This window comes from Opitutus sp. sgz309028 (genome assembly GCF_059821195.1).
Genome location: NZ_JCAMRR010000008.1, coordinates 39,468 through 57,561 on the forward strand (window position 1 = coordinate 39,468; position 18,094 = coordinate 57,561).

Consider the following 18,094-nt stretch of genomic DNA (forward strand, 5'->3'; position numbering starts at 1 on the left):
CGCCTCAAACGCGGAAGCTGCGCCATTTCGCGAGCGGCGTGGCGGCGAGCATCATCGCGAAAATCTGGCTGACGCCGAACGCGAGCAACCACCAGAACGCGGCGTCCATGAAGCCGTAGCTGTGCAGCCCGACGCCGAGCATGTTGACGCCGAACCAGCTCCACGCGGTCACGATGTTGCCGAAGATCGCGAGCACCATCAACCCACGCGCCTTCACCAGGCCACCCCAGCGGGCGTGCAGGATGAGGGCGTTCCACAGCACGATGATCAGCGCGCCGTTCTCCTTCGGATCCCAGCCCCAGAACCGGCCCCACGACTGGTCGGCCCAGATGCCGCCGAGCACGGTGCCGAGAAAACTGAACAGCGTCGCGAAACAGACCGTGCCGTAAACCATCCGCGCGAGCGCGTCGGCCGTCGGACGGTCGAGCGAGCGAGTGAAGAGTCCGCGGCCCACGTAGATCAGCGCGAGGAATCCCGCGAGGAACGTTGCGGAGTAGCCGACGGCGATGGTGACGACGTGCGTGGCGAGCCAGAAGTTCGAGTCGAGCACCGCGCGCATCATCTCGAGCGTGTCACCGCCGAGAGACAAGTGGTGCGCGATGACCAGTGCGGCAAAACCGATCAGGCCGGCGGCGACGCTGCCGATTGCGTTCTTGTAGGCGATCTCCAGCACGAGGCAGAGTCCGACGGCGCCCCAGCCGACGAAAAGCGCCGACGAGTAAAGATTCGTGACGGGCGGTCGGTTCTCGAGCCACATGCGGGTGGCGATGCCGGCCGTGGTGAGAACAAATGCCAGTGCGGTCAGCCAGAACGCCGAGCGTCCGAGCGCGTCCGGCCATTTCAGCCAGGAAAACACCGCGAACAGAAACGCGAGCACATAGAGCAGCGCCGCGGTGTAGAAGGGCTGCGCGGAGTTGAACCGCGCCTCGACATCGCACTTGGTCATCACGCCCGGCGCATCGGCGTCCAAGGAAGCTCGATACGCGTGCACGGCGTCGTTGAACGCCGCGGGCTGGTAACCGCGCCAGGCCTGGCCGAGCGCGATGTAGGTCTTGAGCGACGGGTTGAGCGTGCCGCTGGCGAGGCTTTCGCGGACGGAGGCGCCGGCGTTGCGCCAGGCGAGCGGGTTCGCCCGATCGGTTACCGGCGCGACCGGCAACAGATACCCGTAGGTCTCGATCGTCGCGGCGCGATCGCCAAGGGCACGGACGGTCTCCAGCGCGGCGGCGTCGTGGGGCTGGCCGGATTTCCGGGCATTCATGGCGGCGAGTGCGGCGGGCACGGTTTGTTCCAGCGCGGCGAGCTGCTCGAGGTGGCGGGCGGGATCGTCGGCGGCGATCACGCTGTGCTGAATGCGCTGATACAGGATCACGTTATCGCGGAGTTTCACCACCGAACGCTGAAACGCGCTGCGGTGCGCGCTCTCGACGTCGCTGGCGAGCTTGGCCTGGCGGTCGAGTTCGGCGAGTCGTGGCGAGAGTTGCGCGTAGGAGAAGCGCTTGCCGCCCGCGCCGGCGTCGGTCGTGAGATTGAGCAGCGCGAGGGTCTCGGGATGGACGATCTCGAAGACCTGGTAACCGCGGGCGACGTCGGGCCGGAAGAGCACGTCGAGGAGCCACTCGGCTGGCGCAGCGGACTGACCGTCGGGGGCGGTGACGCGCTGGCGGCCCTGCATCACCAGCAGGGAGGTGCGGGCAACGGTATCCAACGGTTTGATGCGGCCGTTGACGAGCGTCGGCAGCCGGCTGAAGGCAGCGATGTCGTAGTCGCCGCGATTGCCCGGGGCGCGCAGCGAGGCGAGGAGCCCGGCGGCGGCGGTGAGAAGGACGAGCAGAGGGAAAAAGCGTTTCATGGGGTCAGGCGCGGGAGGCGGCGGGACAGGGATCGGACTTGCCGGTGGACGGTTCGGCGTTGGCGGGCGCGGGGGCGATCGCGCGGGCCGGCCGGCGTTTCCAGGCGAAGGCGAGGAGGTGGAAGCTGAACTGGACGGTGAGGCCGAGCGTCATCACGACACAGGCGATGTAGGGCACGAGCCAGCTCGGGTTGCGCACGACCTGGAGGATTGAGGTCGTGTCGTTGTTTTCGAAGCCGGCTTGGTAGAACGTGAGCCCCGCGTAGCGCAGCGGGTTGTTCATGTAGATGAGCGCCTCGCGGTCCTCGCGCCCGTCGGGCGTGGCGATGCGGATGCGGCTGGAGAAGTTTTTCGGGATCTGCGTGCCCGCGTAGCGATCGTGGCTGAACTTCAGCAGCGTGACGGAGAATGGATAATAGTGCCGCGCGAACCGCAGCTCCAGTTTGTAGGAGCGGCCCTCGTGCTCGAAGCGTTGCGGCTCCGCGAGCAGGGTCGAGACCAGCCACGTGCCGATCGTGCCGCCGGCGCCGGTGAGCTCGACGAAGGCGCTCGGCATGTTGCGTTCGTTTTGTTTGTAGGTGAGCGGCTGCGCGGTCGCGATCAACTGCGAGCCGAATCCCTTCGTGGCTTCGGATGGCGCGGCGCTGTCGTCGCCGCGGCGCATCTGGAGGATCGAGTTCGGCAGATACGATTTGATGGCGACGCGAAAGGGCAGCGACGCGTGCTGGACGGTGCCTCGTTTCGTCAGCACGGATTCGGGAATCGCGGTGACGATGTCGCTGGTCGCGTCGGTGACATCGGTGACGGCGAGCTCGATCTCGCGATAGCTCTCGGCGTAGTTCCGCGTCGCACCCTGCTCGAGCCGCAGGTGGAACTCCCGCTGCATGAGGCCGGAGAACAGCTCGCCGAGCAGGAGCAGAATCAGGCCGGCGTGGGCGAGATGAATGCCGAGTTTTCGCCAGGTGAACTTGAACCGGAAGATGTGCGCGGCGACGAGGTTGAGCAGCAGCAGGCCGCCGAGCGTGTAGCCGCCGGGGAAAACCGCGAGCGAGAGATCGCCAACGTGCCAGAAGACCGCCCAGCAGTGGAAATATTTCTCCTGCACGGCCCAGACGCCGATGTTCACCTGGTCGAGCGTCGCCGCGAGGACGAGCACGATGGAGAGTGCGATGAGCACGACGGTGAGCTTGAGCGAGACGAGGAGGTCGCGGAGTTCGCGAAGGAGCGTGCGCATGACAGGAAGGTCGTCGCGGCGGTGAGGCGCGTCAGGGTTTCAGGGTGTTGAGGAAATCGACGAAGGCGGGCTTCTCGGCGGCGACGACGGTGTCGGGACCGGTGAGTTTGACGAACCACGTGGCTCCCTCGTGCGGGACAAACGCGGCGAGCATGCGCTGCGGTCCGTTCGCGATGTCGAGGTAGGCGATGGCGAGACCGTTGGCCTCGAAGCGAGTGAGGACGGCCGGGAGTTCGGCGGCGTCAATCGGCGGGAGCGAGATCTGGCCGCGCCAGCGGTTGACGTTGGCGAGCTCGCCGCCGACGTCGCCCGGGAAGGCGGTGATCGCGAGATCGGCGGCCGAGTCGTTGTCGGGTCCGACGGCGTAGCTGCCCTTGCGCATGGCGCTGCCGGATTTCGCCCGCCAGCTCGCCGGCGCGGTCCAGGTGAGATCGTGCGCGTGGCCGGCCTCGGCGTGATCGGCATGATCGTGTCCGGCGGCTGCGGTCTGCTTTGGGGCAGGGTCGGCCTCCTTCGGTATCCGATAGGTCACGACGGAGGAGTCGCGGCAGCCGGCGAGAGCGAGCAGGGCGGGGAGGGCGAGGCGGACGGCAAGGCGGCGCATGAATGGGAAAGGGATCGGCATGAGGATGCCCGAACGCCCGCGGGCCGGCTGCGCATCTCTTGCGGTCTGTTGAGCAATTCCTGTGAGAGACGGCCAACGGATGCGGAGGGCGGCTCGCGGGGTGCGGTGCGCCTTTTTTGCCGCGGCATCGCAAGCTTTGCGCGCTGCTGGCCAAAAGGTGCGCAGCCGTCCGGCCCGGATTTCGGCAAGCTCATCACGCTCCCGGTTCCTTTCGCCGGGAGGATCGCAATACCTCACGTATCATGAAACTCACCACGAAGATTGCCCTGGCGGGCGCGGCGGTTCTCCTGCCGCTGGTTGTCGGACGCGCCGCGCCCGTCGCGGAAAACTGGGAAAATCACTGCCAGAAGTGCCACGGCGCCGATGGCAAGGGCCAGACCAAGAGCGGCAAAAAGCTGCAGGTCAAAGATTACACGGACGCGGCGGTGCAGGCCGAGATGACCGACGAGCACATCATCAAGATCATCGCCGACGGCGCCGTCGACAAGAACGGCAAGGAGCGCATGAAAGGCTACAAGGACGAGCTCTCCGAGCAGGAGATCAAGGACTTCGTGGCGTTCATCCGCGCGTTCAAGGCCTGATCGCCGCGCCGGCGCGCGCCGCCGTTTCCGACTCGTGAGGGCGGGCCGCCGGCCCGCCCGTGGGCTGCTGCCTGCCGCTTCAACTCTCCTCTCTCCGCTCCCGTTCCGCCATGGACCCGTCCAAACCCCGCTCACACTTCAACAACTGGATCAGCGCGATCGGCGCGGTGATCGCCGTCGGGGCGCTGTTCTCGTTCGCGTTCCTGGTGTGGATGGACTTCACGCAGGGCGACGAGAATCCGTATCTCGGCATCTTCACCTACATCGTCGCCCCGGGATTTCTCATCGGTGGGCTCGCGCTGGTGTTTCTCGGCGCCTGGCTGCAGCGGCGCTGGGCGATCAAGCATGCGGCGACGATGCCGGACAAGTGGCGGCTGGACTTCACGAATCCGAAGCAGCGTCGCACGCTCGTCCTCTTCGGCGCGGGCGCCCTGGCGTTTCTGCTGCTGAGCGCGTTCGGCAGCTATCAGACGTATCACTATTCCGAGTCGGTCCAGTTCTGCGGCGAAGTCTGCCACAACGCGATGAATCCCGAGCTGGTCACCTACAAGCGCGGTTCGCACGCGCGCGTCGACTGCGTGCAGTGTCACATCGGCTCGGGCGCGGAATGGTTCTTCAAGGCGAAGATCAACGGCACACACCAGCTGATCGCGTATACACTGGACAACTACAAGCGGCCGATCGACACGCCGCTGAAGAACCTGCGCCCGGCGCAGGACATCTGCGAGCGCTGCCACTGGCCGGAAAAGTTTCACGGCAACATCGACGTCAACTACACGCACTTTCTCTCCGACAAGAAGAACACGCCCTACACGGTGCGGATGCTGATGCGCGTGAACCGCGGGCAACCCGGCGGCGCGCCGGGCGGCATTCACTGGCACGTCAACGAAAACGAGAAGGTCGAATACTATGCGGCCGACGAGAAGCGCCAGGACATCCCGTGGATGCGCGTGACGAACAAGCGCGACGGCTCCTCGCGCGTCTATCGCACGGAGGCGTTCGCCGGCGAGCCGCCGGCCGACAAGATTCGCGTGATGGACTGCATGGACTGCCACAATCGTCCCGCGCACGTGTTTCCGACGGCCAACGATTCCGTCGAGCGCGCGATGGCATCCGGCGCCCTGAGTCTCGCGCTCCCCAATATCAAACGCGAGGCGGTGAAGGCGATGGAGCAGGAGATGGCGACCGATGCCGAGGCGGCCGACAAGATCGCGGCTTTCCTCACGTCGAAATACAAGGATCATCCCGATCTTCCCGCGGCGATCGCGGAGGTGCAGTCGCTGTATGCCAACTCCATTTTCCCGGAGCGGAAGGCCGATTGGCGCGTGTATCCGAACAACATCGGCCACAAGGACTGGCTGGGTTGCTTCCGCTGCCACGACGACAAGCACAAGTCCGACCAGGGCGAGCCGGTGCGGTCGAGCGACTGCAATTCCTGCCACACCATTCTTTCGCAAGGCAAGGGCGCAGACTTGGAGCTGCTATCCGCCGCCGGGCTCGAGTTCGAGCATCCAGGTGGTGAATACGACGAGGAGCTCACCTGCGCCGACTGTCACAACGGCGGAATTCAGAAGTGAGCGTCGGGTTCCGCTGCGCGCGGGACCGCGGAAACCGAAACGCAAAATTTGTCTGGTCAGTCTGGAACTGGTGGTGAAGCCGGGGGCGTCAGGCCCCCGGCTTTTTCTGTGGCCGCCGGTCGCGCGGACGGGGGGCCGGCCGCCGCACTGCGCCGATCTTGCGGTGCCGGTTGCGCACAGGTTGTCCCCAAGATATGCAGCAACGGCTGCGCGAAGCTCGACAAGCGATGCGCAGTCACCGACCGCGCGCATCCGATATAGTCGGCACGCTACAACGCGAACTCTCCTCACGAACGCCCGGGTGACACCTAACGTCTTCCTATGACCCCAAGCTTTGTCAGAAACAAGAATACGCTCCTCTTCGGCGGTGTCGCCGTCTGGGGGTTGCTGTTGATCGGTTGCGTGACCGTCAACCGCACCATCATGGCCCCGCCGCAGGTGGTCGCCGGTGCGAAATTCGTCGGCTCCGAGCAATGCTCCGAGTGCCATGAAAACGTGACGAGCAGCTTTCACGATGCCACGCACGCGAAGCTGATCGCCCAAGGCGACAACGCCACCAACGTCGGCTGCGAAGCGTGCCACGGGCCCGGCAGCGTGCACGTGAAGAGTGGCGGCGGCGCCGGCACGATCATCAATCCCGGCAGCGCGCCCGAGACGTGCTTCCAGTGCCACCTCGACAAGCGCGGCGAGTTCAATCTCCCGCACGCGCACCCGGTCATGGCCGGCAAGGTGAGCTGCAGCGATTGCCACGACCCGCACTCCGGCGACGCGGTGATGGGCGGCGGCACGAATCTCGCGAGCGTCGACGCGACGTGCCTCAAGTGCCACGAGGCGCAGCGCGGGCCGTTCGTCTTCGAACACGAGGCGCTCCGCGAAAACTGCACCAGCTGCCACAGCCCGCACGGCTCGGTGAACGCCAAGCTCCTGAAGGCGCGCAACCAGACGCTCTGCCTGCAGTGCCACTCCCAGCAGCAGACCGCCAGCGGTCAGCTGATGATCGGCGGTCGCGACCACGCGGCCTTTGTCCAGCGCGGCACCTGCTGGACCGCCGGCTGCCACGAAGCGGTGCACGGCTCGCACGTGAGCTCCTCGCTGCGCTTCTAACCCGGACCAGCAACTCAACTCTCGCCCACCATGCAAAGCTTTCGCTCCTGCGCCCTTTGGGCCCTCCTGCTTTCTCCCGCCGCGCTGCTGGCGCAGACCACGGTCAGCGGCGTTCTCTCCGTCGGCGGCGGCACGGTTCTCCAGGACGGAAATCGTGCGGCCTTCCAGGAAGCCGCCCAGCAAAAGAAGGGTGAATTCGGCGGCCTCGAGGCCTTCAACCTGATCCGCGAGGGGAAGGATGACGTCCTCAAGTTCGAGGCGCGGGCCCTGCCCGGGCTCGACGACTACCGCCTTTTCGGCCGCTACGAGAAGACCGAGAAGTATTACGTCGAGGCCGGCTTCGAACAGTTCCGCGTCTGGTCCGACGGCAGCGGCGGCTACTTCCGCCCGACCAACACGAGCTTCAGCATCTTCAACGAGGACCTGCACCTCGACCGCAGCAAGCTGTGGGTCGAGGCCGGCGTCACGCTCGAGAATGCCACCACGATCCGCCTCCGTTACCAGCGCTCCACGCGCGAGGGCACGAAGAGCACCACGATCTGGGGCGACTCCAACGCCGTCGGCAAATACGGCACGCGCAACATCGTGCCAGGTTTCTACGACCTCGACGAGACGACCGACCTGGTGACCTTCGACGTCGCCAACGAGAGTCAGGAGACGCAGAAGTGGGCTGTCGGCGCGCGTTATTCGAAGACTGACCTCGACGACAAGCGCTACAATCGTCGCCGGCCGCTCGAGCCCTCCGCCGATCGCATCATCACGAGCAAGGACACGACCTCGAACGATCTCTTCGCCACGCACGGCTACTACCTGCGTCAGGTCACCGAGAAGCTCACGCTCTCCGGCGGCGCGATGATCTCGAAGCTCGACACCAACATCTCGGGCAGCCGCATCTACGGCCAAAGCTACGATCCGGTCTTCGATCCCGCCTACCTGCGCCGCCAGCAGCGCGACGAGGGTTTCTACGACCTCAGCGGCTCGGCCGACATCAAGCAGACCGTGCTGAACCTGAACGCCGTCTACGTGCCGCGGAAGAACTGGAGCATCCGGCCGAGCCTGCGTTACGAGAACCTGCACCAGGAAGGCATGAGCGAGTTCGTGGAAACGAACATCGGCGCCGGCCCGAAGTTTGCCGCGATCCTTGAAGACCTCGAAGGCGAGAGCCAGCGGAAGTGGGACGAGTTCACCGAAGCGATCGACGTCCGCTACACCGGCCTGCCGAACTGGACCTTCTCCGGCGCGGCCGAGTGGCTGCAGGGCTCCGGCAATCTCGAGGAGAAGGAGCGCGACGAAGCCGGCGTGGTCTCGATCGACCGCGACACCGACACCGAGCGCAACACGCAGAAATATTCGTTAAATGCGAACTGGTATGCGAAGCCGGGCCTCACGTTTGCCGCGCAATATTATTACAAGATTCGCAACAACGATTATAAATCGGTGCGTGACAACACGCCCGCGACCGGTGGCGACCGCTTCCCCGCCTATATCACGGACCAGGATTTCAAGACGCACGACCTCAACTTCCGCGTCTCCTGGCGCCCGATGTCGCAGCTGAGCCTCGTCACGCGCTACGATTATCAGCAGTCGAAGACCGACAGCGCCGTCGTGGCCCTCGCCCACATCGAGAGCGGCCGGTTCACCTCGCACATCCTTAGCCAGAGCGTCACGTGGAGCCCGACCGCGCGGCTGTTCGTGACCGGCAGCGTCAACCTGACCTACGACCAGATCAAGACGCCCGCCTACGAATTCGTGAAATACGGCGACAACAACTATATCAACGCCACCCTGGGCGCCGGTTATGTGGTGTCGCAGAAGGACGATGTGTTCGTCGATTACAGCCTCTATCGCTCGTCGAACTTCATCGACAATTCCTATATTACGCTGCCGTTCGGCGCCGAACAGAAGCAGCAGGCCGGCTATATCACGTGGAAGCGCCGTCAGTCGGAGACGCTGATCTACACGGTGAAATACGGCTACATCACCAACGACGACGTCACCTGGGCGGGGTTGAACGACTTCAACGCCCACGTGATCTACGCGAAGGTGCAATACCTGTTCTAGGACGGACAAGATCTGGACGGATTGTGTGTCTTAGCTACGCCGGCGCTCTCTTGGGGCGCCGGCGTCTTTCGTTGTAACAGGGCGAAACGCCGCGCGGATCGTCCGCTCCGGCCTGGCGCTCCCTTGGGGCCGCGCCGCTCAAGCCGTCGCGCGTTCGACCGGCCGCAAAGCGCGATAGGTTCAAAACCGGTAAAAAACAAAATAACAGTTGACCCGGCTAAATCCATTTAGCTAACGATGGGGCCTACCCACGCTCGCAGATTTTAGAAGAGGCAACGAGATGCTGTCCTTTTGCTAAATCGGTTGAGCAAACATCCTGCAACCCTGGACCCCATGTTCCTAAAACGTATCCTCCGCTGCTGGACGATGGCGTGCGCGTTTGCCGCCGCCTCCCTCCACGCCCAAACCACGGGCTCGATTTCGGGCTATGTCAACAACGCCGGCACCGGCGATCGCCTCCAGAGTGCGACGATCGAGCTGCAGCCGCTCGGGCGCAAGGTCGTCACCGATTTCGAGGGCCGCTACAGTTTCTTCGACGTTCCCGCCGGAGATTACCGCGTGACCGCGAGTTTCGCCGGCCTCGACAGTGCGACGGAGGCGGTGACCGTGCTCGCCGGCCAGCGGGCGAACGCTTCGTTCGATCTCACCACCGGCGTCTACCTGCTCGAGAAATTTGTCGTCAGCAGCGAACGCGAGGGCAACGCCGCTTCGATCATGCGCCAGCGCAATGCCTCCAACGTGAAAAACGTCGTGGCGCTCGACGCCTATGGCAATGTGCCGAACGACAGCGTCGGCGAGGTGTTGATGCGCATGCCGGGCATCGCCGGTCGCGCGGAGGATTCCGGCGAAGTCACGGGCGCGATCATCCGCGGCGCCGCCGTCGGCCTGAACACCGTGAGCATCGACGGCAACCTGCAGTCGAGCATCGGCGGCCTCGGCCGCGAGTTCCGTACCAACACGCTTTCGGGCGCGCTGTTCGAGGAAATTGAAGTGGTCAAGGGCGTCACCCCCGACATGCCGGCCGAGTCGATCGGCGGCGCGGTCAACATGAAGACGCGCTCGGCGCTCATGCTGAAGGAAAAGCGGCGCTTCAACTACCGCGCCGCGGTGCGCGTCGCGCCGGAGTTTTATCCGACCACGCCGATGCGCGAGCAGCATCGTTATCATCCGCAGACCAGCTTGGGTTACCAGGAGCTCTTCGATGTGGGCGGCAGCGAGCGCAACCTCGCCGTCTCGCTCAACGCGTTCTACAGCGAGAACGTCTATTCGAACGGCCAGGTGATCCAGGATTATCAATACACCACCAATTCCCCGGCCTACGTCTGGGATTATCGCACGGCGGATTCCTATAACATGCGCAAGCAGGCCAGCACCAACCTGCGCGTGGACTACAAGCTCTCGGACAACACGCAGTTCTTCATCAGCGGCATCTACAACGACGCGTTCGAACCGTTCCAACGCTCGTTCACCAGCCGCGCTTACACCAGCCGCAACGCCGCGAGCATTCCCGCAGGCTACACGGACACGGTCACGAAAGTGAATCCCGTGGCGAACTCCATCGTCCAGTTGAACTCCACGATGTATAGTTTTCTCGCCCGCGAACGGCAGCTCAACGCCGGCGCCAAGCACGACTACGGACGCCTGAAGATCGACTACGATGCGTTCTGGAACCAGAGCTTCGCGAATCTCGGCAACGGCAAACGTGGCGACACCCAGGGCGGCGGCATCTTCACGATGGACGTCCGGAATGTCGGCTGGACGCTCGATAAGGGCGCGTCGGGCGAATACCCGATGTTCACCCAGACCGCGGGCGCCAGCATCTATGATGTTGCGAACTACTCGCGCGGCTCGATCACCATCCGCGACAGCGAGCGCAACACCCGCGTCTACGGTGCGAAGGCCAGCGCCTCGTATCAAATGGCTTGGGAATACCCGACGGTCTTCAAGACCGGACTCTTCTACCGCAACCAGATGGTCGAGGAAGTGGCGAACGAAACGATCCACACCTACGCCGGCCCCGCGGGGAGCCTCGGCAAATTCGTTGAACCCGACCTGGAAACGAGCGACTCGCGGCGCACCGGCAAGCGGCTGCCGTTTGTCGACAGCACCCTCGTGGTGGCGGATATCCAGAACAACCCGTCGAGCTGGACCCGTAATCTCTACAACGAGACTTATGGCAATCTCACGGGCACGCGCGACATCACCGAGGAAGTCAGCGCGGCCTTCGTTCAGAGCCAGTCGAATTTCGGCAAGCTGAGCATGCTGGCCGGCGTGCGTTTCGAGCAGACCGAAATCACCTCGCACGGTCGCGTGCCGGCGCCCGTGCTCAGCACGACGGCCCAACGCGCCGCCGATCCGATCGGCAGCGCCGAGGCCGACGCCGTGGCGCGCACCGATCGCGGCAAGTATGACGACCTCTTCCCGAGCGTTCACTTCACCTATTCGATCCTCGAGAATCTCCAGGCGCGGGCGAGCTGGTCGAACAGCATCGGACGCCCGGCGTTCAGCCGCCTGCTCCCCAACGAGAGCGTCAACACCGCCACGGAAGTCGTCACCGTCGGCAACGCCGGCCTCGGCCCGCAATATGCCCAAAGCGTCGATCTCTCGCTGGAATATTATTTCAAGCCGGTCGGCGTGTTCTCCGTCGGCTATTTCACGAAGGACCTGAGCGACTTCATCGTGACCGGCCAGATCGGCGTCGTCGGCGCCGGCCCGGACAACGGTTTCGGCGGACGCTACGAAGGTTACGCGCTGAACAGCACGTTCAACGGCGGCAAAGCGAAGATCGAGGGCTGGGAGTTCAACTTCAGCCAGACGCTGACGATGCTGCCCGGATTGCTCAAGGGCACGACGGTCTTCGCCAACTACACCTATCTGACCACGTCGGGTGATTACGGCGAAAGCGGCGCGCGTTCCACGAATGAGATTGCCGGTTTCGTTCCCCGCACGGGCAACGCCGGCCTCAGCTGGAAACACGGGCGCTTCGGCCTGAGCGGCTCGATCAACTACACCGGCGATTATCTGTCGAATTACTCGGCGGATCCGTCCCGCCTGCGCTATCGCTACGAGCGCTCCATCGTGAACTTCGGCTTCACCTACAACCTCAACCGGCAGCTCAACTTCTTCGTCGATCTCCAGAACGCCTTCAACGAGCCCATCTCGTATTATCGTTATCGCGAAAGTCAGGTGGAGCGCATCACGACCGCGGGCACCACGATGCTCTTCGGCGTGACCGGCCGCTTTTGATCGGTTCCGGGGCGCGTTGCGCAGGCGACGCGCCCCGGTTGCGTTTTTTGGAAAACCACGTTTCCCCCAACTCATCCGTCACGAACCCCATCGCCATGCCATTACCCCAAACCTTCCTTCGTCTCGCCGGCGTGTTGAGCAGTTTCGCCATCGGCACCTCGATCGCGGGCGCCGCCGACATGCAGCGCCTCGCCTATCATCAGCCTGAGCTCGTCGTCGACCTGGGCGTCGGACTTTGGGCGTGGCCCTTGCCGATGGACTACAACGGCGACGGCCGCATGGACCTCGTCGTGGTCTGCACCGACAAGCCCTACAACGGCACCTGGTTTTTCGAGAACAGCGGCCAGGTCGATGCCGCGACGCGGCTGCCCATCTTCAAACCGGCCGTTCGCATCGGAAAGTCCGCGCCCTCCGTCGGGATTTCGTATGTGACGGGCAAACCCGTCGTGACCGCCACCGCGTCGACGAAGAACGGCGACGTGCTTCGTTTTCGCGCCAACGCGTTTCCCGATTTTCTGAAATCCCAGTTTGAAGCGCCGAAGAAACTGCCGGTGCCGGAAACGATTCACACCGAGCCGGGCAACATCCGGCAGAACCAGTGGCAGCTCGTCGATTTCGACGGCGACGGAAAACTCGACGTCACGGTCGGCATCGATTTCTGGGGCGATTACGGTTGGGACAACGCCTTCGACGCCCAAGGCAACTGGCATCGCGGCCCGCTGCACGGCTACGTTTACCTGCTTCGCAACCAGGGCACGAACGACGCGCCCCGCTACGCCGCGCCGGAGAAAGTCATGGCCGGCGGCGCACCCGTCGACACCTTCGGCATGCCGTCGCCGATGTGGGGCGATTTCCGCGGCGCCGGGAAACTCGACCTGATCTGCGGCGAGTTTCGCGACAGCTTCACCTACTTTGAAAACACCGGTTCGCGCACCGCGCCGGTTTACGCCAAAGGCCGCCCGCTCATCGCGGCCGATACCGGCGAGCCGCTCCGCATGGAGCTGTGCATGATCACGCCGACCGCGGTCGATTTCAACGGCGACGGACATCTCGACATCGTCTGCGGCGACGAGGATGGCCGCGTGGCGTTCATCGAGAACACCGGTAAAATCAAGGACGGCATGCCGCAGTTCCTGTCGCCGCGCTACTTCAAGCAGCAGGCGGCCGACGTGAAGTTCGGCGCGCTCGTCACGCCTTATGGGACGGATTGGGACGGCGACGGCCTGGAAGATTTGATCTGCGGCAACTCGGCCGGTCACATCGCGTTCATCAAAAACCTCGGCGGCAGCCCGACCCGCTGGGCCGCGCCCGTCTTGCTCGAAGCGGATGGCGAGGTCATTCGCGAGCAGGCCGGCCCCAACGGCTCGATCCAGGGCCCGGCGGAAGCGAAGTGGGGCTATTCGATCCTGAGCGTCGCGGATTGGGATGGTGACGGTCTGCTCGACATCGTCACCAACGGCATCTGGGGAAAAATCGTCTGGTATAAAAACATCGGCACCCGCACCGCGCCGAAGCTCGCGGCCGCACAGCCCGTCCAGTTGCCCGCCGGCACGACCTCCGCGAAACCCGCCTGGAATTGGTGGAATCCCCAGGGCCGCGAACTTGTGACCCAGTGGCGCACCACGCCGCAGGCAATCGATTGGAACGACGACGGTATCCAGGATTTGGTGATGCTCGATTCCGAGGGCTACCTCGCGCTTTATGAAGGACGCCGCGCCGCCGACGGCTCCCGCTTCGTGCTGCCGCCGCAGCGGATCTTCGCCAGCGAAAACGCCTCGAGCTTCGACAGCAACGGCCGGCCGACGAACAAAGCCGCGGGTCTCCTGCGCCTCAACGACGGCGAGGCCGGACGCAGCGGACGCCGCACGTTCTGCATTGCCGACTGGGATGGCGACGGCGTGCTCGACCTGCTGGTCAACAGCAACCCGAACGTGAATTTCCTCCGCGGGCTCGGCCGCAACGCCGCCGGCAAGTTCGTGTTTCGCGATGAAGGTCCGGTCAGCCCCCACGTGCTCGCCGGCCACGCCACGAAACCCACGATGATCGACGTCGATCGCGACGGGCGCCGTGAACTGCTCATCGGAGCGGAGGACGGCTTCCTGTATGTCCTGCCGAATCCGCACCCGGCCGGCGCGGGCACCCGCTGAGGAGAAGGTTCAGGTAAATCACGGACCCGCTGACCCGCTTTCTCGATTGACACTGCTAAATCCATTTAGCATTTCGCGATGAACCTCGTGGCCTAGCGAGGAAACCCCGCCGGCACCGCCGGCAACTTGCAACTAAGTAAATCGGTTAAGCACACTGCTAGTTCCCTATGACCCCGAACACCCATAACCCTCGCTTCCTTCGCCGGAGTCTTTTGATCCTTCCGGCGTTGGTGCTGCCGCTCGGTGCCCAGACGACGGGCCCGGACTCCGCCGCCGCGGATCGTGCAGACGAAGTCGTGAAACTTCAGCCGCTCTCCGTCACCGCCGAGAGCAGCAACGGCTACAAGGTCACGTCCGCCTCCACGGCGACGCGCACCAACACGCCGCTCATCGAAATCCCGCAGACCGTCGACATCGTCACCAAGGAATTCTGGAACGACGTTGGCGCGACCACCTTCGACCAGTCGTTCCGCTACGTGGCCAATGTCTACGTGCGCAACCGCCACGCCGGGTCCGGCGACGGCGTCAATCTCCGCGGTTTCGAAACCAACGGGTCGATCGCGGTCGACGGCGTGCGCATGGGCAACAGCAAGCGCGATCTCGTCGGCTACGAGCGTCTCGAGGTCGTGAAGGGGCCGCCTTCCGCCGTGCAAGGCCGCGCCGGCGGCACGGGCCTGCTCAACTTCATCCTCAAGAAGCCCGAGCTGAATTCGAACAACACCTTCGCGAAATACGCCTTCGCCGCCAACGAATACGACGCGTTCTCCCATCGCGCGGAGTTCGACACCAATCTCGCGCTCGTGCCGGGCAAGTTCGGCGCCCGTTTCGCCGGTTCCTGGGAGGAGGGTGACGACTACATCGCGTTCCAGAAGAATCGGAACTTCGCGCTGTATCCGTCGTTCAAGTGGCAGATCACGCCGAAGACGGATCTCGTGTTCGTCGCCGAACTGCTGAACCTCAGCACGCCGTCGCGCGAAGAGGGTCACGGCTTCGCGCTCTATCCCTCGAAGCTGCGCCGGCTCATTCCGCAGTTCGACAAGGCCACCGATCCGATCACGGCCCTCAACCTGCCCTACGATTTCAACATCGCGGGCCCCGGCTCCGCCGACGAGGAGAAGGTCGCGAACGCCACGCTCTTCTTCACGCATCAGTTCAGCGACTGGCTCTATTTCCGGCAGGTCGCGAATCTCCGCTACTTCGGCAGCCGCTCGTTCGCGTTCACCGGCGAGGACAACACGAAGACGATCGTGAACTCCCAATACACCGGCAGCGACGGCTGGCGGCGCGCGACCACGACGCAAGGTGACCTCATCGCCAAATACCGGCCGCTTTCCTGGCTCAGCGGCACGACGATGGTCGGCTACTCCTACGACGATTCCTACAGCCGCACCGCCAACTACACGGGGGTTCCGGACGCGCCCTTCAACACCCTCAGCATGGCCGCGATCAAGGCCGCCGGCTACAGCGGCGATTTCTACAGCGGCCGGAACGTGAGCAATCTCACCCGCACCTCCTACAGCCGGACCAAATCCTACGGCTTCGGTATGTATGCGCAGCAGGACCTCAACTTCCTCGAGGATCGCGTGATCGTCACCGGCGGCCTGCGCTCCGACCACGACGTCACGTCGACGCGCAATCTCGTAACCGGCGCCATCTCCGGCAGCGCCAACACCACGCTGAATTCCTATCGCTACGGCGTCACGGTGAAGCTCACCCCGCAACTCGCGACCTACGCGGTCAAGAGCGTGCAAACCGATCCCACCCGCAACATCCGCCGCTACAACGGCCTGCTCGCCGGCGATCCGCGTCTCGACGAATTCTTCACCGTCAGCCCCATCACCGACCTCAAGGAGCTCGGCCTGAAGGGCGAGTTCTTCGGCGGCCGCCTCTCGGCCTCAGCCGCGTATTGGGAGATGACCAAGACCGGCAGCGTCATCAACGTCCTCGCCAACGGCATTTCGCAGGGCCAGCAGGTCACCTACGGCACCCAGACCGAGATCTCGGGCGCGCAATCCAAGGGTTTCGAGCTGAGCGCCTACGGCAGCATCACCAGCCGCCTGAGCATCATCGCCAACTACACGCAGATGGACACGTCGCAGGGCTTCACCGGCCAGCAGAACGCGCAGGGCTGGACCGCCGCCGCGAATCCGCGCATCCCGCTGCGCTTCGCGCCGGACTGGAACCTGAATGTCTTCGCGAAATACAGCTTCCGCGACGCCCGCGAGCAGGGTTGGGAAGTGAAGGCCGGCGTCTCCGCGATCGGCCCGCTCTACACCCAGCTCACCGGCCTCGGCCTCACCGCGCTCCCGGAGTCGCAGCAGAGCTATGACGCCGGCGTCTCGTATCGTTGGCGTAACTACAACTTCGACCTGATGGTGACGAACATCGGCAACGATCCCTTCCTCGTCACGCGCGACCAGCCGCCGCGCACCTACCGGTTCAGCGCCTCCACCCAATTCTAGGGGGATAGTTCATCCGCCGGGCCGGTGGGCATCATGGTCCGGCCCGGCGGATTCTTCTCCTGCCTCGCTTGCTCCCATGTCTCTCCTCCGCGCCTGCGATCCTCCCGCCGGATTTCTTCCGGCGCCGGTCGCCGGCGCGACGGGGGCCGGCGTCGCGTATCCTAAAATTCAGCACATCGCGCCGGAGCCGCCGCCGCTCCCCGCCGCCTTTCCGCTTTCCGTTTCTTTTCGCGCCTCCCGGCGCTTTTTTCCATGGCAACGTCCTCTGAAACTTATCCCCGCAAAGGCATTCTCGCCGCGCTCTGGCTGCCGGCCGACGCCGAAGGCAATCTGCTGACCCGCGAACTGGGCGCGAATCTCGCGTTCCTCAAGCGGCAAGGCGTCCACGGCGTCCTCGCGCTCGGCAGCACCGGCGAGTTCCCGCAGCTCGATCTCGAGCAGCGCAAGCGCGCGCTCGCGCTCGTCGCCGAGCTCGCCGCGCCGCTGCCGGTGATCGCCAATGTCAGCGACATCCGGCCGGGGGTTGTCGCCGAGCTCGGACGCTTCGCCCGCCAGCTCGGCCTGCCGGCGATCGCGATCATGACTCCGGGATTCTACCCGTCGACGCAGGCCGATGCGCTCGCGCATTTTCTCCACGCCGCGGATGCCTCGCAGTTGCCGACGTTTCTCTACAATTTCCCCGAGCTCACCGGCACGCGCATCCATCTCGAAACGGTGGCCGCCTTCTCGGCCCGCGCTCGCATGGCCGGCATCAAGCAAAGCGGCGGCGAGTTCGAGTATCACCGCGAGCTCATCCAGCTCGCGCGCGAGAAGAATTTCTCCGTCTTCTCCGGCGCCGACACGCGCCTGCCGGAGGTGTTCGCGCTCGGCGCCGATGGCTGCATCGGCGGCCTGGTCAACATCGCTCCGGAATTGATGCTGCATCTGTATCGAGTTTGCCACGACGGCGCGCCGGGTGACGTCAGCCCGGCGGTCGAGCGCTTGCGCGAGATCGGCAAAATCATCGACCGGCTGACGTTCCCGCTGAATGTCGCCGCCGGCATGGAAGCCCGCGGATTCCCCACCGGCACGCCGAAGGCGGTGGTCTCGCCGGAATCGCGCGCGTTGTATGCGGAGATCGTTCGCGAACTGCGCGACCGTTTCGCCGAATGGAAGCTCGAACCGGCGGGCCAGGTGGCCGCGTCGTCGTGACGAACCCGCGAACC

Annotated in this window: 11 protein-coding genes; 8 read left to right on the forward strand and 3 right to left on the reverse strand. The window is 64.5% G+C overall.

Annotated features, from left to right (window positions below):
* Positions 1 to 4 precede the first annotated feature (4 nt).
* From AC6RV7_RS20750 to AC6RV7_RS20760, 3 genes are read right to left on the reverse strand one after another with little or no spacing between them, the layout of a single operon-like run.
* The gene (locus AC6RV7_RS20750; protein ID WP_500096121.1) at positions 5 to 1,852 is read right to left on the reverse strand and encodes a cytochrome c biogenesis protein; all 1,848 of its coding nucleotides are present in this window, start codon (positions 1,850 to 1,852) and stop codon (positions 5 to 7) included.
* 4 nt (positions 1,853 to 1,856) lie between these two features.
* A complete protein-coding gene (locus AC6RV7_RS20755; RefSeq protein WP_500096122.1) occupies positions 1,857 to 3,086 on the reverse strand; it encodes a cytochrome c biogenesis ResB family protein in 1,230 nt (409 codons plus the stop codon).
* Between the two features lie 31 nt (positions 3,087 to 3,117).
* Entirely contained in the window at positions 3,118 to 3,690 is a 573-nt protein-coding gene (locus AC6RV7_RS20760; RefSeq protein WP_500096123.1) for a hypothetical protein, read from the reverse strand.
* 263 nt (positions 3,691 to 3,953) lie between these two features.
* Between AC6RV7_RS20760 and AC6RV7_RS20765 the strand changes: the two genes are divergently transcribed.
* The 8 genes from AC6RV7_RS20765 (at position 3,954) to AC6RV7_RS20800 (ending at position 18,080) form a co-directional block, all read left to right on the forward strand.
* Positions 3,954 to 4,292: a c-type cytochrome gene (locus tag AC6RV7_RS20765; protein WP_500096124.1), complete on the forward strand. Its 339-nt coding sequence runs from the start codon at positions 3,954 to 3,956 to the stop codon at positions 4,290 to 4,292.
* 110 nt (positions 4,293 to 4,402) lie between these two features.
* On the forward strand, positions 4,403 to 5,869 hold the full coding sequence (locus AC6RV7_RS20770) for a cytochrome c3 family protein (RefSeq protein WP_500096125.1): 1,467 nt from the start codon (positions 4,403 to 4,405) through the stop codon (positions 5,867 to 5,869).
* Between the two features lie 321 nt (positions 5,870 to 6,190).
* Positions 6,191 to 6,973: a cytochrome c3 family protein gene (locus AC6RV7_RS20775; RefSeq protein WP_500096126.1), complete on the forward strand. Its 783-nt coding sequence runs from the start codon at positions 6,191 to 6,193 to the stop codon at positions 6,971 to 6,973.
* Positions 6,974 to 7,003: 30 nt separating this feature from the next.
* Positions 7,004 to 9,034, forward strand: a complete 2,031-nt coding sequence (locus tag AC6RV7_RS20780) for a TonB-dependent receptor (RefSeq protein ID WP_500096127.1) — start codon at positions 7,004 to 7,006, stop codon at positions 9,032 to 9,034.
* A 333-nt stretch (positions 9,035 to 9,367) separates the two neighbouring features.
* Positions 9,368 to 12,280: a TonB-dependent receptor gene (locus AC6RV7_RS20785; protein WP_500096128.1), complete on the forward strand. Its 2,913-nt coding sequence runs from the start codon at positions 9,368 to 9,370 to the stop codon at positions 12,278 to 12,280.
* A gap of 95 nt (positions 12,281 to 12,375) precedes the next feature.
* Positions 12,376 to 14,427 carry an FG-GAP repeat domain-containing protein gene (locus tag AC6RV7_RS20790; RefSeq protein ID WP_500096129.1) on the forward strand — a complete coding sequence of 684 codons (2,052 nt, stop codon included), beginning with the start codon at positions 12,376 to 12,378 and terminating at the stop codon, positions 14,425 to 14,427.
* Positions 14,428 to 14,594: 167 nt separating this feature from the next.
* On the forward strand, positions 14,595 to 16,889 hold the full coding sequence (locus AC6RV7_RS20795) for a TonB-dependent siderophore receptor (protein ID WP_500096130.1): 2,295 nt from the start codon (positions 14,595 to 14,597) through the stop codon (positions 16,887 to 16,889).
* A gap of 252 nt (positions 16,890 to 17,141) precedes the next feature.
* Positions 17,142 to 18,080 (forward strand): dihydrodipicolinate synthase family protein, encoded by a 939-nt coding sequence (locus tag AC6RV7_RS20800; protein WP_500096131.1) that lies wholly within the window; start codon positions 17,142 to 17,144, stop codon positions 18,078 to 18,080.
* Positions 18,081 to 18,094 lie beyond the last annotated feature (14 nt).

Coding starts and splice junctions, on each gene's coding strand:
- AC6RV7_RS20750 (WP_500096121.1), bottom strand. CDS start 1,852: ATGAAACGCTTTTTCCCTCTGCTCGTCCTTCTCACCGCCGCCGCCGGG.
- AC6RV7_RS20755 (WP_500096122.1), bottom strand. CDS start 3,086: ATGCGCACGCTCCTTCGCGAACTCCGCGACCTCCTCGTCTCGCTCAAG.
- AC6RV7_RS20760 (WP_500096123.1), bottom strand. CDS start 3,690: ATGCGCCGCCTTGCCGTCCGCCTCGCCCTCCCCGCCCTGCTCGCTCTC.
- AC6RV7_RS20765 (WP_500096124.1), top strand. CDS start 3,954: ATGAAACTCACCACGAAGATTGCCCTGGCGGGCGCGGCGGTTCTCCTG.
- AC6RV7_RS20770 (WP_500096125.1), top strand. CDS start 4,403: ATGGACCCGTCCAAACCCCGCTCACACTTCAACAACTGGATCAGCGCG.
- AC6RV7_RS20775 (WP_500096126.1), top strand. CDS start 6,191: ATGACCCCAAGCTTTGTCAGAAACAAGAATACGCTCCTCTTCGGCGGT.
- AC6RV7_RS20780 (WP_500096127.1), top strand. CDS start 7,004: ATGCAAAGCTTTCGCTCCTGCGCCCTTTGGGCCCTCCTGCTTTCTCCC.
- AC6RV7_RS20785 (WP_500096128.1), top strand. CDS start 9,368: ATGTTCCTAAAACGTATCCTCCGCTGCTGGACGATGGCGTGCGCGTTT.
- AC6RV7_RS20790 (WP_500096129.1), top strand. CDS start 12,376: ATGCCATTACCCCAAACCTTCCTTCGTCTCGCCGGCGTGTTGAGCAGT.
- AC6RV7_RS20795 (WP_500096130.1), top strand. CDS start 14,595: ATGACCCCGAACACCCATAACCCTCGCTTCCTTCGCCGGAGTCTTTTG.
- AC6RV7_RS20800 (WP_500096131.1), top strand. CDS start 17,142: ATGGCAACGTCCTCTGAAACTTATCCCCGCAAAGGCATTCTCGCCGCG.